The sequence below is a fragment of the Cohnella boryungensis genome (assembly GCF_042651945.1).
Lineage (GTDB): Bacteria > Bacillota > Bacilli > Paenibacillales > Paenibacillaceae > Cohnella > Cohnella boryungensis.
In genome coordinates this window covers 55,181-77,995 of the sequence record NZ_JBHSED010000074.1, presented here as the reverse complement: position 1 = coordinate 77,995, position 22,815 = coordinate 55,181, and the positions used below count along the sequence as shown (strand labels likewise).

General features: G+C 53.9%; 19 protein-coding genes. 11 read left to right on the top strand and 8 right to left on the bottom strand.

The genetic code is table 11. The annotated features are described in order from the left end of the window. Positions 1–165: 165 nt before the first annotated feature. The 3 genes from ACFO1S_RS27715 to ACFO1S_RS27705 are packed head-to-tail and all read right to left on the bottom strand — an operon-like array spanning position 166 to position 3,877. Positions 166–1,314 (bottom strand): Ger(x)C family spore germination protein, encoded by a 1,149-nt coding sequence (locus ACFO1S_RS27715; protein ID WP_204602989.1) that lies wholly within the window; start codon positions 1,312–1,314, stop codon positions 166–168. Beyond that, positions 1,311–2,795, bottom strand: coding sequence for a spore germination protein (locus ACFO1S_RS27710; RefSeq protein WP_204602988.1), 1,485 nt, complete (start codon positions 2,793–2,795; stop codon positions 1,311–1,313). The genes ACFO1S_RS27715 and ACFO1S_RS27710 overlap by 4 nt, the downstream gene beginning before the upstream one ends. Next, a complete protein-coding gene (locus tag ACFO1S_RS27705; RefSeq protein ID WP_204603176.1) occupies positions 2,792–3,877 on the bottom strand; it encodes an endospore germination permease in 1,086 nt (361 codons plus the stop codon). The genes ACFO1S_RS27710 and ACFO1S_RS27705 overlap by 4 nt, the downstream gene beginning before the upstream one ends. 340 nt (positions 3,878–4,217) lie before the next feature. Between ACFO1S_RS27705 and ACFO1S_RS27700 the strand changes: the two genes are divergently transcribed. Next, positions 4,218–5,291 (top strand): glucosaminidase domain-containing protein, encoded by a 1,074-nt coding sequence (locus ACFO1S_RS27700; RefSeq protein WP_204602987.1) that lies wholly within the window; start codon positions 4,218–4,220, stop codon positions 5,289–5,291. Here the strand turns inward: ACFO1S_RS27700 and ACFO1S_RS27695 are convergent. The 3 genes from ACFO1S_RS27695 to desA all read right to left on the bottom strand — a co-directional run bounded on the left by ACFO1S_RS27695 (position 5,284) and on the right by desA (position 8,181). Further along, positions 5,284–5,889, bottom strand: coding sequence for a response regulator (locus ACFO1S_RS27695; RefSeq protein ID WP_204602986.1), 606 nt, complete (start codon positions 5,887–5,889; stop codon positions 5,284–5,286). The two genes, ACFO1S_RS27700 and ACFO1S_RS27695, sit on opposite strands and share 8 nt — an antisense overlap. 17 nt (positions 5,890–5,906) lie before the next feature. After that, the gene (locus tag ACFO1S_RS27690) at positions 5,907–7,034 is read right to left on the bottom strand and encodes a sensor histidine kinase (RefSeq protein WP_204602985.1); all 1,128 of its coding nucleotides are present in this window, start codon (positions 7,032–7,034) and stop codon (positions 5,907–5,909) included. Positions 7,035–7,113: 79 nt separating this feature from the next. Next, complete coding sequence (gene desA / locus ACFO1S_RS27685) at positions 7,114–8,181, bottom strand: Delta(5) desaturase DesA (protein WP_204602984.1); 1,068 nt, start codon at positions 8,179–8,181, stop codon at positions 7,114–7,116. A 186-nt stretch (positions 8,182–8,367) separates the two neighbouring features. Between desA and ACFO1S_RS27680 the strand changes: the two genes are divergently transcribed. From ACFO1S_RS27680 to ACFO1S_RS27660, 5 genes are all read left to right on the top strand, one after another. Next, the gene (locus tag ACFO1S_RS27680) at positions 8,368–10,647 is read left to right on the top strand and encodes an ATP-binding protein (RefSeq protein WP_378127968.1); all 2,280 of its coding nucleotides are present in this window, start codon (positions 8,368–8,370) and stop codon (positions 10,645–10,647) included. A 111-nt stretch (positions 10,648–10,758) separates the two neighbouring features. Then, positions 10,759–10,965 (top strand): copper ion binding protein, encoded by a 207-nt coding sequence (locus tag ACFO1S_RS27675; RefSeq protein WP_204602983.1) that lies wholly within the window; start codon positions 10,759–10,761, stop codon positions 10,963–10,965. Between the two features lie 210 nt (positions 10,966–11,175). Beyond that, a complete protein-coding gene (locus tag ACFO1S_RS27670) occupies positions 11,176–11,502 on the top strand; it encodes an antibiotic biosynthesis monooxygenase (protein WP_204602982.1) in 327 nt (108 codons plus the stop codon). A gap of 189 nt (positions 11,503–11,691) precedes the next feature. Further along, complete coding sequence (locus tag ACFO1S_RS27665) at positions 11,692–13,410, top strand: ABC transporter ATP-binding protein (protein WP_204602981.1); 1,719 nt, start codon at positions 11,692–11,694, stop codon at positions 13,408–13,410. A 280-nt stretch (positions 13,411–13,690) separates the two neighbouring features. Further along, positions 13,691–14,992: a vWA domain-containing protein gene (locus ACFO1S_RS27660; protein WP_204602980.1), complete on the top strand. Its 1,302-nt coding sequence runs from the start codon at positions 13,691–13,693 to the stop codon at positions 14,990–14,992. Between the two features lie 152 nt (positions 14,993–15,144). On the opposite strand, the gene ACFO1S_RS27655 is transcribed toward ACFO1S_RS27660, so the two are convergent. Then, on the bottom strand, positions 15,145–15,906 hold the full coding sequence (locus tag ACFO1S_RS27655; protein WP_204602979.1) for a response regulator transcription factor: 762 nt from the start codon (positions 15,904–15,906) through the stop codon (positions 15,145–15,147). Between the two features lie 4 nt (positions 15,907–15,910). Beyond that, entirely contained in the window at positions 15,911–17,782 is a 1,872-nt protein-coding gene (locus ACFO1S_RS27650; protein WP_204602978.1) for a sensor histidine kinase, read from the bottom strand. A gap of 237 nt (positions 17,783–18,019) precedes the next feature. Here ACFO1S_RS27650 and ACFO1S_RS27645 point away from each other — a divergent pair, with 237 nt between their 5' ends. The 5 genes from ACFO1S_RS27645 to ACFO1S_RS27625 all read left to right on the top strand — a co-directional run bounded on the left by ACFO1S_RS27645 (position 18,020) and on the right by ACFO1S_RS27625 (position 22,811). Next, positions 18,020–19,381 (top strand): ABC transporter substrate-binding protein, encoded by a 1,362-nt coding sequence (locus ACFO1S_RS27645; RefSeq protein ID WP_204602977.1) that lies wholly within the window; start codon positions 18,020–18,022, stop codon positions 19,379–19,381. A 168-nt stretch (positions 19,382–19,549) separates the two neighbouring features. After that, on the top strand, positions 19,550–20,425 hold the full coding sequence (locus ACFO1S_RS27640; RefSeq protein WP_204602976.1) for a carbohydrate ABC transporter permease: 876 nt from the start codon (positions 19,550–19,552) through the stop codon (positions 20,423–20,425). Beyond that, complete coding sequence (locus tag ACFO1S_RS27635) at positions 20,425–21,243, top strand: carbohydrate ABC transporter permease (protein WP_204602975.1); 819 nt, start codon at positions 20,425–20,427, stop codon at positions 21,241–21,243. The genes ACFO1S_RS27640 and ACFO1S_RS27635 overlap by 1 nt, the downstream gene beginning before the upstream one ends. Positions 21,244–21,257: 14 nt before the next feature. Continuing rightward, a complete protein-coding gene (locus ACFO1S_RS27630; RefSeq protein ID WP_204602974.1) occupies positions 21,258–22,541 on the top strand; it encodes an alpha-L-fucosidase in 1,284 nt (427 codons plus the stop codon). Between the two features lie 66 nt (positions 22,542–22,607). After that, a complete protein-coding gene (locus ACFO1S_RS27625; RefSeq protein WP_204602973.1) occupies positions 22,608–22,811 on the top strand; it encodes a hypothetical protein in 204 nt (67 codons plus the stop codon). The last annotated feature ends 4 nt before the right edge of the window (positions 22,812–22,815 follow it).

The following is a 22,815-nucleotide window of genomic DNA, read 5'->3' as shown; positions in this document are numbered from 1 at the left end:
GGTTGATTACGATACTCAAGGGGTGCAAACGTATGTTCCCTATTCGTATTATACAGATCAAGCGGGCTCCCGGCAACAGGCCGCTTGACTATCGCGCCCGATCCGTGCCAAGAACAAATAACGCTTCTCCGGAAGCGGAGAAGCGCGAATCTGTCCCGACGGAAGCTACCGGATCCTTCCTTTATATTTTCCCGTGTTGCGCAGATGCACCTTGACCGTAATACTGTTAATGGAGTCCCGATCCAGCAGAAACTCTTGCTTATCGTGAAGCAGATGCCATTGCTTGGGATGATTGCGATACAAGGTTTCTTCCAGCTTAAGCACGTCAACCTGCTTCGCGAGCCCCTTGCGAAAGCTATCCATAATATCCTCGCGCACAGCAGCCTCTGTCAGCCGCTCCAATTCCTCTACCGATACCTCGCGGTTCAGGTCGTCCAACGTAGCATCCAGCTGCAGGCTTAGATCAAACCGCGCTTTGCCGTCCTTGACCCTGGCATCGACATGATAATGAGGATTGATCAGGACTAGCGTCGCATAAGGATGATCTCCGGCAGGAACGCTGATTAAGGAGCGCTTGAGCTGCTTCTGCGTCCAGCGCGAGCCGGCCAGCTCCTCTTCGGCCATCCAGGTTTGCATCTTCTTCCCCTGGAAAAAATAAGCCCCGTCGATCTTGAGCATCGGCCGACTCCGCTTGTCTTCCTTCCACACATCGCGAACGATCGAGATCGAGGGCAGCATAGCCGGCTCGCCGGGCTCGGTCAGTTGGGCGATGACCTGATTGCCCGTCAGCGGCATGATAAAAGAACGCTGGGCATAGATTTGCTCCGGCGAGAACATGATCGTGTCGAGAGGAGACAGGTTAAAGATCGACTTCTGAATGAACAAGTCGGTAAACTTCTCCTTCGTGCCGAAAATGTAAATGTTGTAGCGGATTTCGCCAAACCGGTTAATCGAGTTGTAAGCCTCCTCGACTCCTTTCTTCAGCAAGCTTTCGGAGCATACGATCGTCTTGACGTGTCCCCAGAAAATGTGCATCTGCGAGGTGGCGTATATGGAAGACATAGATTGGCTGACCGTGGCGCCTTCCCCTCTGCCGACCCAGATCGGCACTTCCTTGCCGATCTGGACGGTTTCATTCCTGCCGACGTTCGAGAAGTTTAAAAACTGCACATACGTGATGTACTTGCCGTCCACGTAATCTAAGCCGATAGCGGTGGCATAATCCATATTCTGAATGTCCTTGGAATTCCAGCAGCCGGATAGCGGCAGAAGCGCGGCCAGACATAGGCCGAGCAGCAATCCTCTTCGCTTCATTCGCCGTTCTCTCCCTGATGGTCGCGGTCGACCGGCTTCAAGCTTCCCGGCCGGGTTCTCATCCGGCTCCAGGGAACCCGGAGATAGGACACGGCCAGGTCTTTGACATTAAGCGGAGAGAGCGGAGCCAGATACGGCATGCCGAACGAATGCAATCTGGACAGATAAGCGACGAGCAGGATCAGGCACAGAATCATCCCATACATCCCGATGAAGGCCGATACGCCGAAGATACAGAAGCGGACCAGACTCACAATCGTGCTTAACGACTGATTGACGAGAGTCACTGAAGTAACCGCCGTGATTGCGCCTACGACAACAACGGACGGGGACACCAGCCCTGCGCGAATCGAAGCGTCCCCGATAATAAGCCCTCCGACGACGGTCAAGGTTTGGCCGATGGAGCTGGGCAGCCTGACGCCGGCTTCCCGGAAGATCTCCAGCAGCATCAATAGAATGAACATTTCCATCTGCGCAGTCATGGGCAATCCCAGCCTCGCTCCCGATATCGTCGCCATCATGCGAAAAGGCACCTGATCCTGATGAAAGGCGGCGAGCGATACCCAGAAGCCGGGCAGGGAGATGGACAGAAACAAGCTGATATGCCGGATGATTCGGGCGAAGGAAATATAGGTGTAGTTGAAATGCACATCCTCCGGCGACTTCATGAGCAGGGACAATCCAGCCGGTCCGATGAGCACCATGGGACTTCCGTCGACGATCAGAATGAATCTTCCGGCCAGCAGGCTGCTGACCGCATAATCGGGTCGTCCGGTTACTGCGAACATAGGGAAAACCGTATATTTGGAGTCGGCTAGCATCTCTTCCAGCTGATTGATGCTATACAGGCCGTCAACGTCGATATTGCCGATTCTGGAACGAACCTCATGCAAAATATCCGGAGACAGAATGTCTTCGAAGTATAGCAGGCCGACTTTGGTTTTAGTTCTTCTTCCTACCGTAAACGTCTCGTAATTCAGGCTCGTGCTGCGAATTCGCTTGCGAATTAACGCTACGCTCACAACGAGATCTTCGGTAAAGCCGTCCTTCGGGCCTTTAATGGAAATCTCGGTGTTGGATTCTTGCGGACTGCGTTCCGGACGGTTGCAGATATTCATCTTGTACAGACGTCCGGTTTCGGCGAACAGCAGCAGCAGGTCTCCTTGAAAAAGATATTCGGCCAGGGATTCGGCAGACTCGTTCTTAACGGGTATCAACGGCAGAGAGCCCGAGTAGCCGTCTGCTCGCAAATCCTTGAAGCGATCTCTTAGATACTGACGTTCAAGCTTCGGCAGCACGGTCTGGGCCAGCTGTACCGTATCGCACAGCCCTTCCGCATAGACAAGCAGAATCTCGGAATCGGAAGCGTCATCGAGCTTGCACGGAAGAATCTGCACGTCGGCGGAGTGGGAGAACAGGTTGCGCAATCCGGCCTCGTTCCAGTTCTCTGCGGCTGCATTTGAATCGGTCTGATCGTTCATGTCAGGCCTCCTTTTGCAGGTTTGGAAAACCACGCGATCCCCATCCAGAATATCGAGGCCGTGAAGGCCACGATAAGGGAGATCGGAAAGTAGTAGCGATACAGCCACAAATAGAAGCTGTACTCGTTGACCGGGAAGAGGGCCAGAATGATGTAGCTGATGGCAATCAGCAGAATGAGCCGGCGCTTGAGCTCTTTTCTTCTTATACGCAGCAGATCGAGGCACAGGAAGATGGACAAGCTTACCCGCACGCAAGCGCCCGAAAGCCATTGATAGATCGAGAAGAAATCGACATGCTCCACGTAAGTGCCGAGCTTGACCAGCCGCCATTGCTCGTAGGGAGAAACCATCTGTTTCGCTGCCTCGAAGGGACCGAACTCCGTAATCGCGCCGATCAAGGGACCGAGCATGATATATACCATCAATAAGGCATAGACGCCCATAGCCCAGGGGCGGATTGTGACTTTCAGGTGCCGCTGCATGGCGACGAGCACGACCAGCTCAATGAATCCCCCTCCGGCATAGATCATGCCGTTCAGCACGGGATGCCAGCCGAATTCCAGATACGGCTTCAGGAGATTGAAGTTTTTCTCGGGATAATTCGCGACTCCGGCGAAGATGCCCAGCAGAATGACAACGGGCAGCAGCACGCCTGACATGATCGCGATGACGCGAATTCCCCAGCTCGCATAGAGAGCGCATAATCCGGCCAGAATCAACGCGAGCAGAAATTTCGGAGTCCCTGGTAAATAATTCGTAATCGTCCATGTAGAGGTATGAACGACAGTCATCGCTCCGATGAAATACAGCTGAACGCAAAGCGGTATCGTCAGCGCCCAGGCGACCGCGGGAGAAGCGCGCTCGGCCAGCCAGGGCTGAAGCTCCCGTTGCCCGGATTTTCTCATGAAGAGAGCCAGCAGGATGCTCCAGGGAATGAAGAGAGCGCCTCCAGCCAGAGCGGCTATCCATGCATCCCGGCCGGAGGCGTCCAGAAGCATCGGATTGACGATGACGTGATTGGTCAGCCCGTTCATCAGCATCAGAATCGTACACGCCTGGAAGAAATTAATCTTGCCGTTCATCAGAGCCAATTCGAAACCACCTAAGCAATTGGTAATGTTTGCAACAGCAATACTATGCGCGTTTGTTGCTTAACCTATGTAAGCAATTGCTGCGGCTGCGGGATCTGTAGCAGGGATCGGCAGCTTTATGAAAAAATTTTAATTTTTTTCGCCCAAAACCGAAAACTCCCCGGAAACCTTGGCATTCGCGGATTCCGGCAGCGGCAATGCCTTTCCGATATCGACAAAATCACATTTTTTATTCGCATATAGAATGACAAGCTTTTCATCTGCATATATGTACAATCAAACCAATCACTGCGAGTTGCCTTCACCAAATTGATGAAAGAGGTGCAGTCGAATGCGTAGGAGTACCCTTGGAAAATGGATCCTCTGCCTATCCGGCGCGGTTATAGCGCTGACTCTGGCTCTAGGAATAAGCCACTTGCTGCCGAATGCTGAATCAAAGGATAATCGCGATAATTTCTCCTCCGAGTCCCAACCTTGGCCGCTGATCGGGGCATACGCTGGAGTGCAGGAAGCGCCGCTTCGCGAAGCTCCGTCTCTTCCTTCCTCCAACGAGCAATTCATCCGCCTGGAGACATTCCAGGCTGAGTCGACCCTCCCGGAGATCGAAGACATCGTCAAAAATGCGAATCAAGAAGTACATATCGCATCAATCCCGGTTAGGAAGATACATACTTACGAGGTGACGGCGTATTTCCTGAATGTCAGGACGAATGGCTATCCGAAGTCGAAGGTCATTCGCGTGGCCCGAAAAGGCGAGAAGCTGGACATTGTCTCCAAGACGGAAAACGGATGGCTGAGAATAAGCGGGGGAGGGTATGTACACGGCGATTATGCGAAGCTTCTGGACGAAACGGACGGGAAGCCCGAAGAATACAGCACGGAGCATAAGCCGAAGGGAGAGAGCGATAAGGAGTCGGAGACGGAAGGGAAGCCCGAGGAGCAAGAATCGGCGGACAAACCGACGAAGCCGACTTCAACGGTCGAGACGAGCTCCGGCCTGACGGAAGACGATATCGCCGTGATCTTCCGGGGGACGGCGCTGGCCGGTCACGGCCTGGAGGAGTCGGTTCTGGAGGCGGAGGAGAAATTCGGCATCAACGCCTTGTTCACGATTGCCGTGATGAAGCTGGAGAGCGGCAACGGCAAAAGCCGGCTGGCCCAGAAGAAGAACAACCTGTTCGGGCTGAACGCTTCGGGCTCCGATCCTCACGAACGAGCATACAGCTTCGAGACGAAGGGGGACAGCGTCATGAAGTTCGGCCAGCTGCTCTCCGACAAATACGTGGACAAGGGCTATACGACCATCGAGAAGATCGGCACGAAATATTGTCCGGCCAATTCCAAATGGCCCGGACTGGTGAAGGCGATCATGAAGAAGGATTTCATGAAGCTCAACGCTATTTGAACCAGCCCTTCTCATTGAAGCGCTTGATCGCTTCAACCCGATTGCTGACGTTCAGCTTGTCCAGGATAACGGAGATATAGTTGCGGATCGTTCCGGTCGTCAGATAAAGCTCTGTGGCAATTTCCTTCGTGTTCTTGCCGTCGGCGATCAGGCCGAGCACTTCCTTCTCGCGATCGGTCAGCGGATTTTCATTATTCTCGCGATAAGCGACGTCCACCAGCTCGGGCGCATAGACGCGCCGTCCGGACAGCACGCTCCGAATGGTGCTGGCCAACTCGTCGCTCGGACTGTCCTTGAGCAGGTAACCGCTGACGCCGGCTTTGACAGCCCGTTCGAAATAGCCCGTGCGGGCAAAGGTCGTCAGAATGATAATCTTGCAGGAATGATCCTTCAGCTGCTCCGCAGCTTCCAGACCGGTCTTGCCGGGCATCTCGATATCCATAATGCAAATGTCCGGCTGAAGGGCAAGGACGAGATCAACCGCCTCCGCCCCGTCCGAGGCTTGTCCGACGACTTCCATATCCTCTTCCAAATCCAGCAGAGAGCCCAGGGCGCCAAGCAGCATGCGTTGATCTTCGGCGATGACAATTCTAATCATCCGTTCTCGTCCTCCTATTAGGGGCGCTTCAGGATCAGAGGGATGGCGGCGACAAGCGTCGTTCCTTGATCCAATGTGATGCTGAGCGTCCCGTTCACGAATTCAAGCCGTTCCTTCATCCCCTGCAAGCCGTGTCCCTGGCGGAAGTTCAACCGCTCGGCCCGGCTCGTTCCGTTGTCGTGCACCTTCATCACGACCTCGGTGTCCGATTGGGCGAGCGACAGCGTACAGGAGGAGGCGCCGCTATGCTTGAGAATATTGTTGACGGCTTCCTTCAGACACATGCTGAGCACGTTCTCCGATAATAGCGACACGCCGTGAAGCTGCGTACTGCCCTCGAATGCAAACTCGATTTGAGCCACCTTCAAAATCTGCTTGATTCGTTCAATTTCATCCTCAAGACGGGTTCCGCGCATCTCCGATACTAGCAGCCGGACTTCATGCAGAGCGGTCCGGGCGGTCTGCTGCACGTCCTTGATCTCCGCGCGCGCGCGATCGGGATTGGCGGCGATCAGCTTGTGGGCAAGATCGCTCTTCAAGCCGATCAAGGACAGCTTCTGTCCCAGCGTATCGTGCAGATCGCGGGCGATGCGCTGCCGCTCCTCCAGCTTGACGAGCTCGGAGATCCTCTGATTGGCGTCTTTAAGCTGTTCTTGAAGCTCCCCTTGCTTGTTGCGGTTATAGTTGCTGATCGGAAGAAGAATAACGGCAAGCAGGCTGATCAGGATAAAAGGTGTCTGGGTGATGAAAAACTTGTCCTGCAGCACAAAGCCCAGATTGACGGCAATGAACGAGGTCGCGATATGCACCGTGTACAGCGTAATAAACCCGGCTTTGTTCTGAATATAGCCGATGAAGAACGCCAGGAAAAAGGCGAAATAAGCATAGCTGAACAGCAGCGTCATGGCGATCGAGATGGCGATCTGCACGCTGGTTCCAACGTAAACCGGCCAACCTTTGTATTTCAAGGTTAGCCGGTAACAGAAGAAGAACACGATGATCATCAGAATGCCGGAGGCAATCTCGACGTTGGATGACGAACGGAAAATAAAGTAAAAAGGCAAAATGCAGAACATCAGCCATACGAAGGGGCTGACGCCGGTCGTCCTCGGAAAAATCTGAAATCGCCTAAGCCTCTTGATCATGATTAACGCTCCTAGAGAAAAAATCCGCTTAGGGATAGTTTAACACAACTGTCGCCGTTCAAGGATGCCGGATCTTCGGCTAGGCGACTTCATCCGTCAACGGAGGCTCGGGCTTAGACTTGGTCGCCCCGGCTTTGACCGTCTGGGCGGCCCGCAGCAATGGACGTACGTCCTTGAACGTCAAGAAGCCCTTGTTCTGCTCATCCCACAGCTTAAAGCTGATGGCCTTCAGGCTTGTGGATATTGTGACGGTCGTGGCCTGCTGGAGAGGAGGTACGGCGTTGTGCGCTTCCTCCAGCAAGTAATTGGGAACCCTTGGGCTCAGATGGTGCACGTGATGGAAGCCGATGTTGCCGGTCAGCCATTGCAGGATTTTCGGCAGCTTATAGTAAGAGCTGCCCTCGACGGCTGCCTTTACATAGCTCCATTCGTCTTCATGCTCGAAGTAAGTATCCTCGAATTGATGCTGTACGTAGAACAGCCAGATTCCCGCCGCGCCGGACAGCCAGAAGATCGGTCCTTGAACGAGCAGGAACGATTGCCAGCCGATCGCCCAGGCCAAGCCTCCGTACAGAGCGACGATGCCGATGTTGGTGATCCAGGTGTTCAGACGCTCGGCGCGGCGCGCGCCCTTGCGGTTGAAGCGATATTCGATCAGGAAGATCGCGAACGGACCGATGCCGAACATGACGGCTGGGTGGCGATAGATGCGATAGTAGAGTCGCTTCCAAGCGGAAGCGGCGAGGTATTCCTCGACGGTCATCAGCCACATATCACCGACGCCTCTCTTGTCCAGGTTGCTGCTCGTAGAGTGGTGGATCGAATGACTGTGCTTCCACTGGTGATAGGGGAAGAAGGTCAGAATACCCGTAATCGTGCCAAGGACTTCATTGGCTTTGCGGCTCTTGAAGAACGATTGGTGGCAGCAATCGTGAAACACGATAAAGGTTCGAATAACGAATCCCGAAGCAAGAATGATAAAAGGAAGAGCCAGCCAATAAGAAACGGATAAGCTGTAATAAGCGGCAGCCCATAGCACAAAAAACGGGAGCAGCGTATTAAGCAGCTGTTTCGCGCTGGTTGCAGGGTTCGATTTCTCATAAGGAGAGACGCTTTTCTTAAGCTGCGCGGTGTTGGAAGCGGACATATTATCCTCCTTACGATATAGGGAATAGTTCCATTGTATAGGGTGGATGCGCTTACGGTTAGTCATAAGTGTCAGTTCGGCGATATGACAAACGTCATGTGGCGATGAATTTATTGCGGAAAAAGAAGGAAATTGTCGAACTGTGTCAAAATGATTAGAAATACCTAGATGACGGAGGCAAGTCGCGTGACTATTAAAGCAAAGCTCTCGCTGCTTATATCTGTTGTCGTTACAGCCGTTCTTGCGCTTAACATCTCTATTTATTATTACTCCACGAAGAATGAGCTGGAGATGAGCAGGCGTCAGGAGATGCAGACGATTGCAATGCAAATCGGGACAAGCCTTGATGCTGCGGCAAAATCGAAGAGCTTCATGGAGGAGGCCATCGGAGAGCGGCTTCGCATGGCTGCTCTCGCGGCCCAAAGTCAGCTCGATCCGCATATCGACCGGATTCGCAACGAGCAATTGATCGAGCTGAGCGCGAGGCTTGGCGTCGATCATATTTCGCTATGGCAGCGAACCGAAGACGATATTAAAGTGCTGAAATCCTCTGATCCTAAGGAACTAGATATGGGCTCGAAGACGATGGACTATTGGTACACCGCGTTCAATCAATTGCTTGACGCGAGGGAGGTCCGTATTCCGCAGGGACAGAAGCTGTCGAATTATTGGTCCGGTCCGTATCAATATGCTTCCTCCGACCCGGACCGGGTCAACAAGTGGGGTTACTATTATGATGGAACAACCAATTACATCATAAATCCGTATGTGAACGCTCAGGCACTCTTGGATTACGAGAAGCAGATCGGAACGGAGTCTCTGATTCGCAAGCTGATGGAAGACAACGGGGAAATTCTGGAGATTACCGGCTTCAACCCTGCCTTCTTCGGAAAAGCGCCGATCCTCAAGCAGAAGAAGGGGAAAACCGTTCATAATCTGGACGTTCAGGGGGTCGTTTTTGGCCCTTATACCTTCTCGGAGGAGCGAAGCGATGCGGAGCGGGTTCGTCAGGCTGCCCAAACCGGGCAGATCGTCACGGCCAAGCAACGGCTGCAGGATCGCGATATCTTGAAAAGCTTCGTCGCCCTAAGCGGAGAGTCCCCTTATGTAGTCGGCGTTGTATTCAGCTACGACGCAGTTCGGGCGGCCTTGAACCATCAGTTGCTGCTGCATATCTCCATCTCGCTGCTGCTTATCGTTGTCGCATACATCGTCAGCTATTTTATGGCGGGGTGGTTGATTCGTCCGCTTCGGCTTATTCTGGACAACGTCAACGAGATCGCCGAGGGGAGGTTCGGCAGCAAGATTACGGTGCGCGGTCGGGACGAGCTGGGCTGGCTGTCTTCGCGGGTGAACGCAATGGCGGACAATCTGCAGCTGTATACGGACAAGCTGAGAGATTCGGCGGAGGAGCTTAGAAACACGAAGGAGTATTTGGAATCGTTCGTTAATCATACCTCCGACGCGATTCATGTCACGAATCTGCAAGGCAGGGTCAGACAAGCGAATCAGGCGTATGAGGCTATGTACGGATGGTCTCTGGAGGAGACGCTGCATACGGAGCCGCGCATCGTTCCGAAGGAGATGGAGGAGGAATATGCGGACATCCGCAGACGCGTCCAAGCGGGACAGTCCATGGCGGATTATGAGACCGTTCGGCTGTGCAAGGACGGCACGCTTATCGACGTCAGCATTACGGTATCGCCTATTCGCGACGAGGGCGGTGAGATTGTGGCGATTGCGGAAATCTCCCGCAATATTACGGCGCGAAAGCAATCGGAGGAAGCGATTCGCAGATCGGAGAAGCTGTCCGTCATCGGCCAATTGGCCGCAGGGGTGGCGCATGAGATCCGCAATCCGTTAACGACGCTGCGGGGGTTTGTCCAGCTCGGGCACCGACAGGGCACGCTATCAACCTCTTATCTGGAGATCATGCTGTCCGAGCTGGACCGGATCAATCTGATCGTAGGCGAATTCCTCGTTCTCGCGAAGCCGCAGGGCGGCCGGAGGGAGCTTGCGGATATGGCCACGCTGCTTCGAGAGATGATCGCGCTGCTGGAATCCCAGGCGGTCATGATGAATGTGACATTCGTCCCCCGATTCCGCCAGAGCGTTCCTCCGGTCAAGTGCGACGCGAATCAATTGAAGCAGGTGATGATCAACGTCATCCGCAACGGGATGGAAGCGATGCAGGAGAAGGGGGGCGACCTGGAGCTGGAGCTCCAGCTTGAAGGGGAGGATGTGGTCGTGCGCATCACCGATCAGGGCAGAGGCGTCGCCGAAGAGGATTTGTCCAAGCTCGGCGAGCCGTTCTTCACCAGCAAGCCCTCGGGCAACGGGCTTGGTTTAATGGTCAGCAAGCGGATCATCGCCAGTCACCACGGAACATTGAGCATTACCAGCAAGCTGGGCGAAGGAACATGCGTGGAGATCAAGCTGCCGCTGCCTGCGGTATCTCAGGACTAGCCGTTTATGCCAAGATTCCGATTGATCGGGATTGTTGCTTGGGAAAAGGCCGTTCGGATACAATACAAGTAAGTTGAAAATTCGTCCGACAGGCGCAAAGGAGGAATCGGGATGGCGACAGCAACGCTGCAGGTTCAAGGAATGTCTTGCGGACACTGCGTAAGCTCGGTCGAAGGCGCGGTCCGCAAGCTTGGGGCGGAAGCGACCGTGGATCTGGCCAAGGGAAAAGTTACCGTGGCCTACGACGAGAAGAAGATTCCGCTTCAGGACATTCGGCAAGCGATTGAAGATCAAGGCTACGATATCGTCCAGTCCTGATCGAGTACACGGAAGAGCCGATGAAGCGGGCCGAACGGCCTGCTTCAATGTTCGTACTATTAAGAAATCGAGAGGTCCATTTCGATTTCTTTTTTTTATTGCGTAATGCTATACTTATAATGCAAATGATAATCATTATCGTATTCTGACGATGGTAAATGAAGAGACTCAAGACGCACCATGAACCGACCCTAAGGAGGCTGCTCAAGCATGCTCATACAAACGAGAACAATTGTCGTGGAGAAAGGAAATGCCGATCAAGTCGTCGCGCGCTTCAGCCAGGAAGGCATACTTGACGAGCGGGAGGGATTGGTCGATATTACGGTTATGACCAACAAACGCGCCAAGGAGACGGAGGAGGTTGTCGTGATCATCCGCTGGGAATCGGAGGAGGCGTGGAAAAGTTGGGAGAAAAGCCCTGAGCACCTTCAGGGTCATCGCGACAACAAGAACCAGGCTGCTCCGGATTACATAGTCAGCACGACGGTCAGCATGTATGAGGTAAAGAAGGTCCGTCGCGGAAAGTCCGGACGGTAGTCGGGCAGGTCGTCCGGTACATGAGCGAGACAGGCAGACACGGCTCTCCGATCGTCAGCGGGAGTCCGTTTCTGCTCTTTTGATGCGCATAACGGATTTGGCAAGTTTTATAGACGATTTCTATTTCGGAGAGTTATAATGTTTTTTCGGGCAAGCGCCCGTCTGTCGGAAGAGAGGGGAACACATCATATGCTTCGCAGATTTTTCTCGTATTATCGGCCTTATAAAGGCTTATTCGTACTGGACTTCTCTTGCGCGGTTATCGCGGGCTTGCTGGAGTTGGCATTTCCGCTGGCGGTCAGCAGCTTTATCGACGACCTTCTCCCTGAAGGCGACTGGGGCATGATCGTATTGGCAGGCATGGGCTTGCTGGGCATATACGCATTGAATACCGCGTTGAATTACGTTGTCAACTACTGGGGGCATATGCTGGGCATCAACATCGAAACGGACATGCGGAGAAAAATGTTCGAGCATATTCAGAAGCTGTCCTTTCGTTTTTTCGACAATCATAAAACGGGTCATTTGGTCGGCAGGGTAACGAACGATCTGAACGATATCGGCGAGATTGCGCACCATGGCCCCGAGGATATCTTTATTGCCATTATGACGCTGGCCGGATCGTTCACGTTGATGGCCTACATCAACCTTGAGCTGGCGCTGCTTACCTTCATCATTATCCCGATCATGGCATGGCTCATCATCGTGTTCGGAGGGAAGATGACGCATACTTATCGGCGGCTCTTCGGCAACGTCGGCAATTTCAATGCCCGGATCGAAGAAAATGTCGGCGGGATTCGCGTCGTTCAATCATTCGCCAACGAGGAGCATGAGAAGAAGCTGTTCGCGATCGACAACGCTAACTTCAGGGAAACCAAGCTTCTCGCGTACAAGACGATGTCCAAGAGTCTGTCCGTCAGCTACATGCTCATGCGTTTGATCACCGTATTCGTCATGGTCTGCGGAGCGTGGTTCTTCATTCATGAGAAGCTTGAGCTTGGCGAATTCATGGCCTTCCTACTGTTATCCAACATTTTCTTCCGTCCGATCGAGAAGATTAATTCGGTGATCGAAAGCTACCCGAAAGGAATTGCCGGCTTCAAAAGATACGTGGAGGTTCTCGACACCGAGCCGGATATCGCCGACGCGAAGGACGCGAAGAGCGTCGAGTCGCTGCGAGGAGATATTCGCTTCGAGCAGGTCACCTTCGGCTACGAGGCGGACAGGAACATTCTGAGCGATATCGACCTGACGATCCGTCCCGGCGAGACCATTGCGTTCGTCGGACCCTCGGGCGCGGGCAAAACGACGATCTGCAGTCTGCTGCCGCGGTTTTACGACGTTACCGGCGGGCGGATTACCGTCGACGGAATGGACATTCGCAGTCTGACGCTGCAATCGCTGCGCAAAAATATCGGCATCGTCCAACAGGATGTATTCCTGTTCTCCGGCACGATCAGGGAGAATATCGCCTATGGCGATCTGAAGGCAACGGAGGAGCAAATCTGGGAGGCGGCCAGACGGGCCTCGCTGGAGGAGATGATCCGGCAATTGCCGCAAGGCATGGATACGGTCATCGGCGAACGAGGAGTGAAGCTGTCTGGCGGACAGAAGCAGCGGATGGCGATTGCTCGCATGTTCTTGAAAAATCCGCCGATTCTTATCCTTGACGAAGCGACATCGGCGCTCGATACCGCGACCGAGCAGGCGATTCAGAAGTCTCTGTCCGAGCTCTCCGTCGGCCGGACTACGCTCGTTATCGCGCATCGGCTCGCGACGATCAAGAACGCGGACCGGATCGTTGTCGTCGACGAAAGCGGGATTGCCGAGCAAGGCCGGCACCAGGAGCTTATCGCTTCCGGCGGAATCTACAGCCGTCTTCATGAAGCGCAGTATCAGCACGCTTAAGCTTATCGCAGCGGGGCTCGCGCCCACGGCTCTTCGAGGGCGCGGGAGACATCAAAAAAACCGTTCGTTTCTGACACTAGAACGCGCAGAAGACAGGATGAGGGAACTTCCCTCGATCCTGTCTTCTTTGCTTCATTGTAAAGAAAATCAGATTCGAGACTTGACTCGGCAAGTTCATGAATAGGGCGAACTCTAGAGGAGTTACAAGAAAGAATAGCGAATAATAAGGAATCCACTCGAATCATGCATGAAGTCAAAGCATCATGGAGGAGGCAATTAAATGTCGAATACGAATCATCTAATTACGGGTTCCAACTCGCCTTTACCAGGCAACAACATAGCGGAAATCATTGTGGAATGGACAAGTTCCCCTGCGGAATTGGACGTAAGTTGCTTTATGGTAAACGATCAGGGCAAAGTACCGTCGGACCAGTACTTTATCTTCTATAATCAGGCGGTCGATCCGGCCCAGAATGTCCGTTTTGAACCGCAAACGGACCGTTCGGTAAAGTTCACGATTAATCTGAACGGACTGATGTCTTCGCCGATTCACAAATGTGTCTTCGCGGCTACGCTCGACGGTCCGGGCACATTCTCCGAGGTGCAGGGTTGCAAGATCGCGGCTAAATCCGGCGATACCGAAATCCTATATGAGTGCAACGAAGGTAAAACGGAAAAAACGCTGGTGCTGGTCGAATTGTACCGTCATCAAAATGCGTTTAAGCTGAGGGCGATAGGACGGGGTTTTAATGGAGGTCTGAAGCCGCTTGCGGAGTCTCACGGCGTCGTTGTAGAAGAGCCGGCAGAAGAGGCCTTCCCGGAAGTCGCGGCGTCCGCCTCCGCCAGCTCTCCTCCGCCTTCTAGCGTACAAGATTCGAACGCTGGAGAGACCCAAGTCAATCTGACCAAGATTGATCTCTTGAAGAAAAAGGTAAAGGTATCTCTGGAGAAGAAGAGAATGGACACGATTAAAGCTCGCGTGGCAGTCGTGTTCGATGCCTCCGGTTCCATGGCGAATATTTACCTTAAAGGAACCGTGCAGCGAGCCTTCGAGAAGGTGCTGGCGATCGCGGCTTGCATGGACGACGACGGAGTGATGGATGTTTGGTTCTTCGCGTCGAAGTCGAAGCGGACTCGCAGCGTCACGGAGCACGAATATGAGAATTACGTGAAGAACACCTACTCGGGTCCGAAAATGTTCGGGGGGCTGGGCATCGGAAACAACGAGCCGCTCGTGATGGAAGACATTATTAAAAAGTATACCAAGGAAGAGCCGCGCGACGATCTCCCGACGTACATCTTATTTTTCAGCGATGGCGGTATCTACGAGACGAAGAAAATTTCCAAGCTGCTCATCGAAAGCTCGAAATCGAACCTCTTCTGGCAATTCGTTGGCCTCGGCAATGCGAATTTCGGCGTTCTGGAAGAACTCGACGACTTGCAAGGGCGTTTTATCGACAACGCGGACTTTTTCGCTCTCAGCGATATAGACCGGGTAAGCGACGAGGAACTCTACGATCGAATCTTTAACGAATTTCCGGGTTGGCATCGGTTAGCCAAGGAAAAAGGAATTTTGCGATAATGCTAAATTTCTACATACAGTAGAACCGAATAGAAACCCGTGGGGCTCTCTGGCATCCGCGACATCCGTTCGGTATCGGCTGTCGAGACTTTCTCGACAGCCTGACCGTTCGCCTGCGAACGGTTTTTTCTTTAACGAATAGCAGATACGGCTTATTTCTGAAATTCCTTCGGCGTAGATCCTGTAACCTGCTTGAACAGACGGCTGAAGTAAAACTGGTCCGGGTAGCCGATCCGTTCCCCGACCTCCTTGACGCTCAGATGTCTGTGCTCGGTCAGCAGGTACTTCGCTTCGTTGATCCTCAGCGCAATCAAGTACTTGGACGGAGCGGCTCCGGTGTGCTTGATGAATATTTTGCTCAAGTAAGAAGAGGTAAAATTAAAGCTTTTAGCGACTTCTTCCAGACTTAGCTCCCGGGTGAAATTTTCCTTCAGATACTGTTGGACAAGCTGAACGATGGTCTCCGGCTTATCGCTCCCGGCTCGCATGGATTCCAGGCTGTTGCGGTAGGAGGATTTCTCGCTGTCGATCGAAAGCTTGACGCGGGAGATGGCTTGGCGCAGCTCCTCCTGCTTGATCGGCTTAAGCAGATATTCGCTGACCTGGAAGCGCAGCGCCTGACGGGCGTACTCGAAATCGGCGTAGCCGGTCGTAATGACGGCCCGGATATGGGGGAAATGCAGATGAAGCTCCCGAATGAGCGAAATTCCATTCATGACGGGCATGTGGATGTCCGTTACGACGAGATCGACCGGATTGTCCCGCACATAGCTCAGCGCCTCTTTGCCGTCTTCGGCCGCGCATACGACCTGCAGAGAAGGATCGATATTTTCGATTTTTCGAATCAGATTGTTCATAATCAGCTCTTCATCTTCGGCGACGACGATCCGAATCGGAGTTGAAGTCGAATCCATGCGGTTATTCCTCCTTGTTGGAGAGCTTTCCTCCGATAGTGATAACGGCGCCGCCCTCCGGCGAGTTGGCGAGCTCGAAGCGGGCGGAATCCCCATAGGTCAGCTTCAAGCGGATGTAGATATTAAGCAGACCCATGCCGCCCAATTGCAGCACCGGCATTTCGTTCGACCGGCCAAGCTCGCGAATCTTCTGATCAAGGCGGGCTAGGCTATCCTCGCTGAAGCCAGGTCCGTTATCGGACACGGAGATCCGCCAGCGATGATCCGCGACATCCGCCTTGATTCGAATGCGCCAAGGCGGCTTCTCCAGCGTGCCGAACTTCAAGGCGTTCTCGACCAGCGGCTGCACGATCAGCTTGGGCACTTGAAGCCGCTTGAGGCGCTCCGCGATCTCAAACTCGTACATCAGCTTGCTGCGATGCCTCAGGCCGTTGACCTCCAAATATTTGGCCGTGTACAGCAATTCGGTTTCCAGAGGAACGAGAGGCTGGTCGGATGAAATGTAGCGAAGGATATCGGACATGTTCTCGGACATCGCGACGATCTCCTCGTTCATTTTCTCCTCGGCCATCGCGCTGATCGTCGCCAGCGTATTGTATAAGAAATGCGGATTCATCTGGGTCTGGAGCGCGACCAGCTTGGATTGAAGCTCCTGGGACTGGGACAGCAGCAACTCGTCCATCGACTGCCTGAGCCGCGCGCTCATCTGCAGGAACGAGCCGTGAAGCTGGTCCAGCTCGTTCAGGCCGCTGTTCAGCTCCTGCGTCGCTACCCTTCCGGAGCCCAGGTCGTCAAGCCGGATGTTGCGGATGGCGCGATGGATCTTCAGAATCGGGTACGTGATTCTCTTGGCCGCCACGTAGGACAGCGCTATCGCAAACAGCAAAATAAAGAGGGCGACCAGCACCGTCGTGCGGGCAAAGCGGAACAACGGGCTGAGCAGCTTGTTCTCGGATACGATCAGCACCGTGTTCCACCCGGTAAAGCTCGAATGATGGTAGGACAGCAGCTCCTTATGACCGGTAAGCGGGTTCGTGAACGCCGAAGTGAACCGATCGGGCGCTTCACTCCCTCGCCGCTCGCCGGCGTATTGAATATAAGCCTCGTAATCCTCTGCATTTGCCTCAAGCGGGTACAGAATTTCTCCCGCATCCGTATAGACGAGCACGCTCTCCTGATCGGGATTGTCCCGCTTGTAATCGAGCACGCTTCGCATGATCCGATTGTAGTACTGCTTGACCTCGACGATGCCGATCGGCACGTTGTACGTATCGTAGAACAGCCGGAACAGGGACATCGAATATTGTTTGTCGCGGGAGGAAATATATTTGGACATTTCCTCATCGATAACCGGAGGCGTAATGATCTTGGTCGCATCGCTGCTTACGACCTCGTCGTACCAGAATTTCTTCTTCGGATCATAGTAGCGTTCACGGTTGTCGAAGCCGTTACCGTATACCTTGTTCTTGAAGTCGTACAAGTACAGCTGCTCTACCGGTCGGGAGGGACCGATGGCCGCCGTCAAAATCTCGGCCAGCTCCTTGGCGCTTTCAAGCGGCTCGCTGGCTTGAGGGATGGCCGGATCTACGGGCTCCGACGCGCCGTTATCGATGTCGGAGAGATATTGCTTGAAGCGGTTCTTGACCAGATTAGAGTACATGACGTTCAACGAGACGTCGTTCATCTTGCGTATTTCCGATTCAATCTGCTCCTGCATCGATTTGCCGTTGTTTTCGAGGGAGTCGGTGGCGTTCTTCCTCAATAAATCGGATGTCCAGGTGTAGAACCATAGAACGAGAATCGTAAATACGACAATTATGATAAGTGAGTACGTGGAGAACAGAATAGTCTGGATGTTGCGAAATTTGTTCCACATGGGCGTTCCGGTTCCCCCTGAGATCGCTTTCATGCTATTATTGTGCTTTCGGAATTCGGATTTGTCAAAAGCCAATTGAAGGGACGGTAAAATAAACACATAAAATGTAACCGTTTTCTCCATGGAGCGGAAGAGGAACTGTTTTTATAATAAAGCCATGCCCGCCGATCAAGCGGCACAGCATCAAGGGAAACATGAAAACGGATTCAAGCTTTAATCTTAAGGGGGAGCCAACACATGAGAAAAGCTTTAGGGTTGTTCGCGGCCATCATCCTGATCGCCGGATTGCTGTCCGCTTGCGGAGGCAAAAGCAATAACGGGGCTTCAAGCAGCTCGCCGGCGTCCGGCGGCGCTTCATCCGAAGCGTCCGGCAATGCTTCGGGCGGGAAGAAGGACGTCACCTTGACGTACATCGCCAGCCAAGGCTGGATCAAGGATGCCGAGATGCAGCTGGCCAAGAAATTCGAAGAAGAGACCGGCATTCATATCGACTATCAGATTATCCCATCCGATCAATACTTCAACGTCTTGAAAACAAAGCTGAATTCCGGAGAAGGCTCCGACCTGTTCGGCGGTCAAAGCGGCAAAAGCGAAATCAGCCTCAACTACAACGTAGAGAAAAACGCTGTGGATCTGAGCGATCAGGAATGGGTGAAACGCGAAGACCCGCTGTCGCTCGATCAATTGTCCTTGAACGGCAAAGTATACGCGCAGACGATCTGGGATACGTCCAGCAGCTTCGTCATCGTCTATAACAAGAAGATTTTCGAGAAGCTTGGCCTCTCCATTCCGAAGACCTACGCGGAATTCAAGGAAGCCGGCCTGAAGATTCAACAGGAGGGCATCACGCCTCTGTACGAGCCGGTCGCAGACGGCTGGCACCACGTGATGTGGTTCTCCGAAATCGGACCGCAATACGACAAGCTGCAGCCGAACCTGTACAACGATCTGAACGAGAACAAGACGAATTTCGAGTCCAGCGCGCCGATGCTGACGGCGCTGACGCAGCTTAAAGAAATGTACGATCTCGGCTTCTTCGGAGACAACGCCCTGTCCGATACCGGCGCTGAATCCGCCAACAAAATGGCGAGCGGTCAATACGCGATGGTTCTCGCGAACCAAAGCCTGCCGAAAGAGATCGAGGAGCTCGGCACCGATCTGAAAGCGACCGACTTCGGGTACTTCGTTATTCCGCTGGCCGACAACCAGGTTTATTATGTCAATCCGGGCGGTCCGAGCAAGTTCATCTATTCCGGCTCCAAGCATATCGAGGAAGCCAAGCAATATTTGGCTTACCTGGCCAAGCCTGAGAACCTGCAGTACCTGCTGGACAACGACCCGACCGTCTCCAACCTGAACTTCGCGGGGCTTAAGGACAAGTACACCGACGAGCAGAAGAAGCTGCACGAGATGTATCCCGAGAAGGGAACGGATATCCAGAACTATGTCAACTATGTGAATCCGCAATGGATGGACATGGGCAAGGATCTGGTGGGTATGTTCGGAAATGCGCTCCAGCCGGTCGACGTGCTGAAGAGCATCGATAAGCGCAGGTCCGACATGGCGAAGGTTGCCAAGGATCCGGCCTGGACGAAATAAGGCAGGACAGCAGCCAAGCATGGAAGGTTTCGCCGTCGCAAAGCTCAACAAAACGTGAGGACGCTGCGCGTCTGCCGGATTGTTGCCTCCAGGACGGCGGAGCCTTTTTTTCCGGCCGGAAAGATAAAACGGGTCTGAGGATGCCGTAGCGAGTGGAGATGAACAAGCATGCTGAAAAACAAAACCTATCCGCTGTATTTCACCTTTGTGACGATCGCGCTGTACGCGGTGTTCTTTATCGCGCCGGGACTGATGGGCTTCTACTATTCGTTTACCGACTGGAACAGCTATTCGAACGAAATCAAGTTTATCGGCTTCGATAACTTTAGCGTCATTTTCTCCTCCGGAGAGCACTACTTGAGCTATATCCGCAACACGCTCAACTTCACGTTCTCAACCGTCGTGCTGAAGACGGTGCTCGGCCTTCTGTTCGCGCTGGCGCTGAACGAAGGCATCCGCTTCAAAGGCTTTCACCGCGTCATGATCTTCATGCCCGCGATTATCCCGATGCTCGTCGTCGGACTGATCTTCAAGTCGATTCTCAATCCGGCAACGGGTCTTCTGAATGAATCCCTGCGCTTTATCGGACTCGATTTTCTGGCCCAGAAATGGCTCGTCGACGTCAACTGGGCGTTCAAATCGATCATTGCCGTCGATACCTGGAAGGGCGTCGGCTACATTATGATCATTTTGCTGGCCGGTCTGCAATCGATCTCCAAATCGTATTACGAGGCGGCGGAAATCGACGGGGCGAACGCCTGGCACAAGCTCAAATCCGTCACGATTCCGTTGCTGATGCCGGCCCTGGTCGTGACTACGGTGCTGAATCTGCTGCATGGGCTTAAAGTGTTCGAGGTCGTCTATGTTCTGACCAACGGGGGTCCCGGCTACGCGACGGACGTGCTGTACACGTCCATCTTTAAGGAGTTTTCCATGGGCCGCTATGGGGTGGGCACGGCCATCTCGTCGCTGCTGTTCGTATTCATGACGCTGGTCGGCTACTTCGTGATCCGGCTGATGGCGAAAGAGGAGGGAGATCACTAATGGGCAAAGGATTGCTGAGTTTGCTCAAGAACGCTTTTGCCTGGGGGCTGAGCCTGTTCATGTTCGTGCCGATGGTGCTGATGGTCATCAACTCGTTCAAGACGAAGGGCGAGGCGAACACCATGAGCATGAGCCTGCCGAAAGCATTGCAATGGGACAATTACTCCATCGTCATCGAGCAAGGCAAGCTGATTTCTTCTTTCCTGAACAGTCTGCTGTACGCGACGGTATCGACGGCGCTCGGATTGCTGCTCTCGTCCGTCGCGGCCTATATCTTCTCGCGCAACCGCACGAAGCTGAACAAGGCATTGTATTTTTTCCTGATCCTTGGCATTGCGATGCCGATGAACTTCGTTACCTTGACGAAGGTCATGCAGTTCACTCATCTGATCAACACCCAGCTGGGAATGATCATCCTGCTGGCGGTGACGACCATTCCGTTCAGCGTGTTCCTGATCTACGGCTTTATCGGCTCCGTGCCGAGAGAGCTGGATGAAGCGGGCATCGTGGACGGAAGCTCTCCGCTGCGGCTGTTCGCCTACATCGTGCTTCCGCTGCTAACGCCAGTGCTCGTTACCGTAGCGATTCTGAACTTCATGGGCTCGTGGAACGACTTCGTGCTTCCGCTGTACTATCTGAACAATTCGAACTATTGGCCGATGACGCTTGCCGTCTACAATTTCTTCGGACAATTCTCGGTCAGCTGGAATCTGGTATCCGCGGATATCGTATTGACGACGCTGCCGGTTATTCTGATTTATTTGCTCGGTCAGAAATACATTATTTCCGGAATGACATCCGGGTCGGTTAAAGGCTGAAGGAGGACGGCAGCATGAACGAAGACAGAACGAAATGGTTCACCGAAGCCCGCTTCGGCATGTACATTCATTGGGGGCTTTATGCGCTCGGCGCGCGGCACGAATGGATGAAGGGGCGCGAGCACCTGACCAATGAGCAGTACGACAAGTATTTTCGCCGTTTCGATCCCGATCTGTACGATCCCGAGCTGTGGGCGCAGCTTGCCGCGGATGCGGGGATGAAGTACATGGTTGTGACGGCCAAGCATCACGAGGGCTTCTGTCTGTGGGACTCGAAGCTGACGGAATACAAGGCGACGAATACGCCCCATGGCAAGGACGTGCTTCGTCCGATGCTGGACGCGTTCCGGGACAAGGGCATTCGCACGGGCCTGTATTACTCCTTGCTGGACTGGCATCATGACCACTACACGGTGGACGTGAAGCATCCGCTGCGCTACGATCCGAATTTCGTGGCGCAGAGCAAGGAGCGGGATTTTTCCCGATACGTCGATTATCTGTTCGGCCAGACAAGAGAGCTGCTGACGGAGTACGGCGACATTGACGTACTGTTCTACGATTTCTCCATTGCGGCCGAGGAAGGCTTCGCGGGCAAGGGCAAGGAAGCCTGGCAGAGCGAGAAGCTGGTGAAGATGATCCGCGAGCTGCGTCCGGATATTATGCTTAACGACCGATTGGAAATCCCGGGCGATATTACGACCCCCGAGCAGTATCAGCCGCGGGAATGGATTCAGGTCAACGGCAAGCGGGTCGTCTGGGAAGCCTGTCAAACGTTCAGCGGGTCCTGGGGCTATTACCGGGACGAAGAATCTTGGAAAAGCGTCGAGATGCTCGTTCAGATGCTGGTGGATACGGTGTCCAAGGGCGGCAATCTGCTGTTGAACGTCGGTCCGACAGGCCGCGGCGAGTTCGACGAGCGTGCGGTGGAGAGGCTGAAGGGGATTGGCGAATGGATGCGCCGCCATCGTTCGGCGATTCAAGGGTGCACGGCTGCACCGGAAGCTTACGAATGTCCGCAGGATTGTCGGTTCACGTACCATCCCGGCAAGAACCGGCTGTATCTGCACCTGTTCGCCTGGCCCTTCAAGCAGTTGCATCTTCCCGGGTTCGCCGGAAAGATCGCCTACGCCCAGTTGCTGAACGACGCCTCTGAAGTCCGCTTCGTGGACGGAGAGCAGTCGATGACGATGGAGGCCGGCGCATTCGACGAGGGCCGTCCGGCGGGAACGCTGACGCTGCAGCTTCCGGTCAAAAAGCCTAACGTTACGGTGCCGGTAATCGAGCTTTTCTTGAAATAGTGCCGATGCGTGCTTGCCGACGGGGCGGACCGCTTCAGTTGCAGGTGGCGAAAGGCGCGGCTATAGTTGCATAATGCGACGATGGAGCGAGCGGAGAAGCGCGAGACGCGGCTAAGGTCGCAGAATGCGACGATGGAGCGAGCGGAGAGGCGCGGGACGCGGGTATGGTCGCAGAATGCGACGATGGAGCGAGCGGAGAAGCGCGGGGCGCGGGTATGGTCGCAGAATGCGACGATGGAGCGAGCGGAGAAGCGCGAGACGCGGGTATAGTCGC

What these genes read in the sequence shown, in the direction of transcription:
- ACFO1S_RS27715 (WP_204602989.1), bottom strand. Translation starts at nt 1,314, where the DNA reads ATGAAGCGAAGAGGATTGCTGCTCGGCCTATGTCTGGCCGCGCTTCTG.
- ACFO1S_RS27670 (WP_204602982.1), top strand. Translation starts at nt 11,176, where the DNA reads ATGCTCATACAAACGAGAACAATTGTCGTGGAGAAAGGAAATGCCGAT.
- ACFO1S_RS27710 (WP_204602988.1), bottom strand. Translation starts at nt 2,795, where the DNA reads ATGAACGATCAGACCGATTCAAATGCAGCCGCAGAGAACTGGAACGAG.
- ACFO1S_RS27655 (WP_204602979.1), bottom strand. Translation starts at nt 15,906, where the DNA reads ATGGATTCGACTTCAACTCCGATTCGGATCGTCGTCGCCGAAGATGAA.
- ACFO1S_RS27650 (WP_204602978.1), bottom strand. Translation starts at nt 17,782, where the DNA reads ATGTGGAACAAATTTCGCAACATCCAGACTATTCTGTTCTCCACGTAC.
- ACFO1S_RS27660 (WP_204602980.1), top strand. Translation starts at nt 13,691, where the DNA reads ATGTCGAATACGAATCATCTAATTACGGGTTCCAACTCGCCTTTACCA.
- ACFO1S_RS27705 (WP_204603176.1), bottom strand. Translation starts at nt 3,877, where the DNA reads ATGAACGGCAAGATTAATTTCTTCCAGGCGTGTACGATTCTGATGCTG.
- ACFO1S_RS27695 (WP_204602986.1), bottom strand. Translation starts at nt 5,889, where the DNA reads ATGATTAGAATTGTCATCGCCGAAGATCAACGCATGCTGCTTGGCGCC.
- ACFO1S_RS27635 (WP_204602975.1), top strand. Translation starts at nt 20,425, where the DNA reads ATGGGCAAAGGATTGCTGAGTTTGCTCAAGAACGCTTTTGCCTGGGGG.
- ACFO1S_RS27630 (WP_204602974.1), top strand. Translation starts at nt 21,258, where the DNA reads ATGAACGAAGACAGAACGAAATGGTTCACCGAAGCCCGCTTCGGCATG.
- desA (WP_204602984.1), bottom strand. Translation starts at nt 8,181, where the DNA reads ATGTCCGCTTCCAACACCGCGCAGCTTAAGAAAAGCGTCTCTCCTTAT.
- ACFO1S_RS27690 (WP_204602985.1), bottom strand. Translation starts at nt 7,034, where the DNA reads ATGATCAAGAGGCTTAGGCGATTTCAGATTTTTCCGAGGACGACCGGC.
- ACFO1S_RS27675 (WP_204602983.1), top strand. Translation starts at nt 10,759, where the DNA reads ATGGCGACAGCAACGCTGCAGGTTCAAGGAATGTCTTGCGGACACTGC.
- ACFO1S_RS27645 (WP_204602977.1), top strand. Translation starts at nt 18,020, where the DNA reads ATGAGAAAAGCTTTAGGGTTGTTCGCGGCCATCATCCTGATCGCCGGA.
- ACFO1S_RS27665 (WP_204602981.1), top strand. Translation starts at nt 11,692, where the DNA reads ATGCTTCGCAGATTTTTCTCGTATTATCGGCCTTATAAAGGCTTATTC.
- ACFO1S_RS27640 (WP_204602976.1), top strand. Translation starts at nt 19,550, where the DNA reads ATGCTGAAAAACAAAACCTATCCGCTGTATTTCACCTTTGTGACGATC.
- ACFO1S_RS27700 (WP_204602987.1), top strand. Translation starts at nt 4,218, where the DNA reads ATGCGTAGGAGTACCCTTGGAAAATGGATCCTCTGCCTATCCGGCGCG.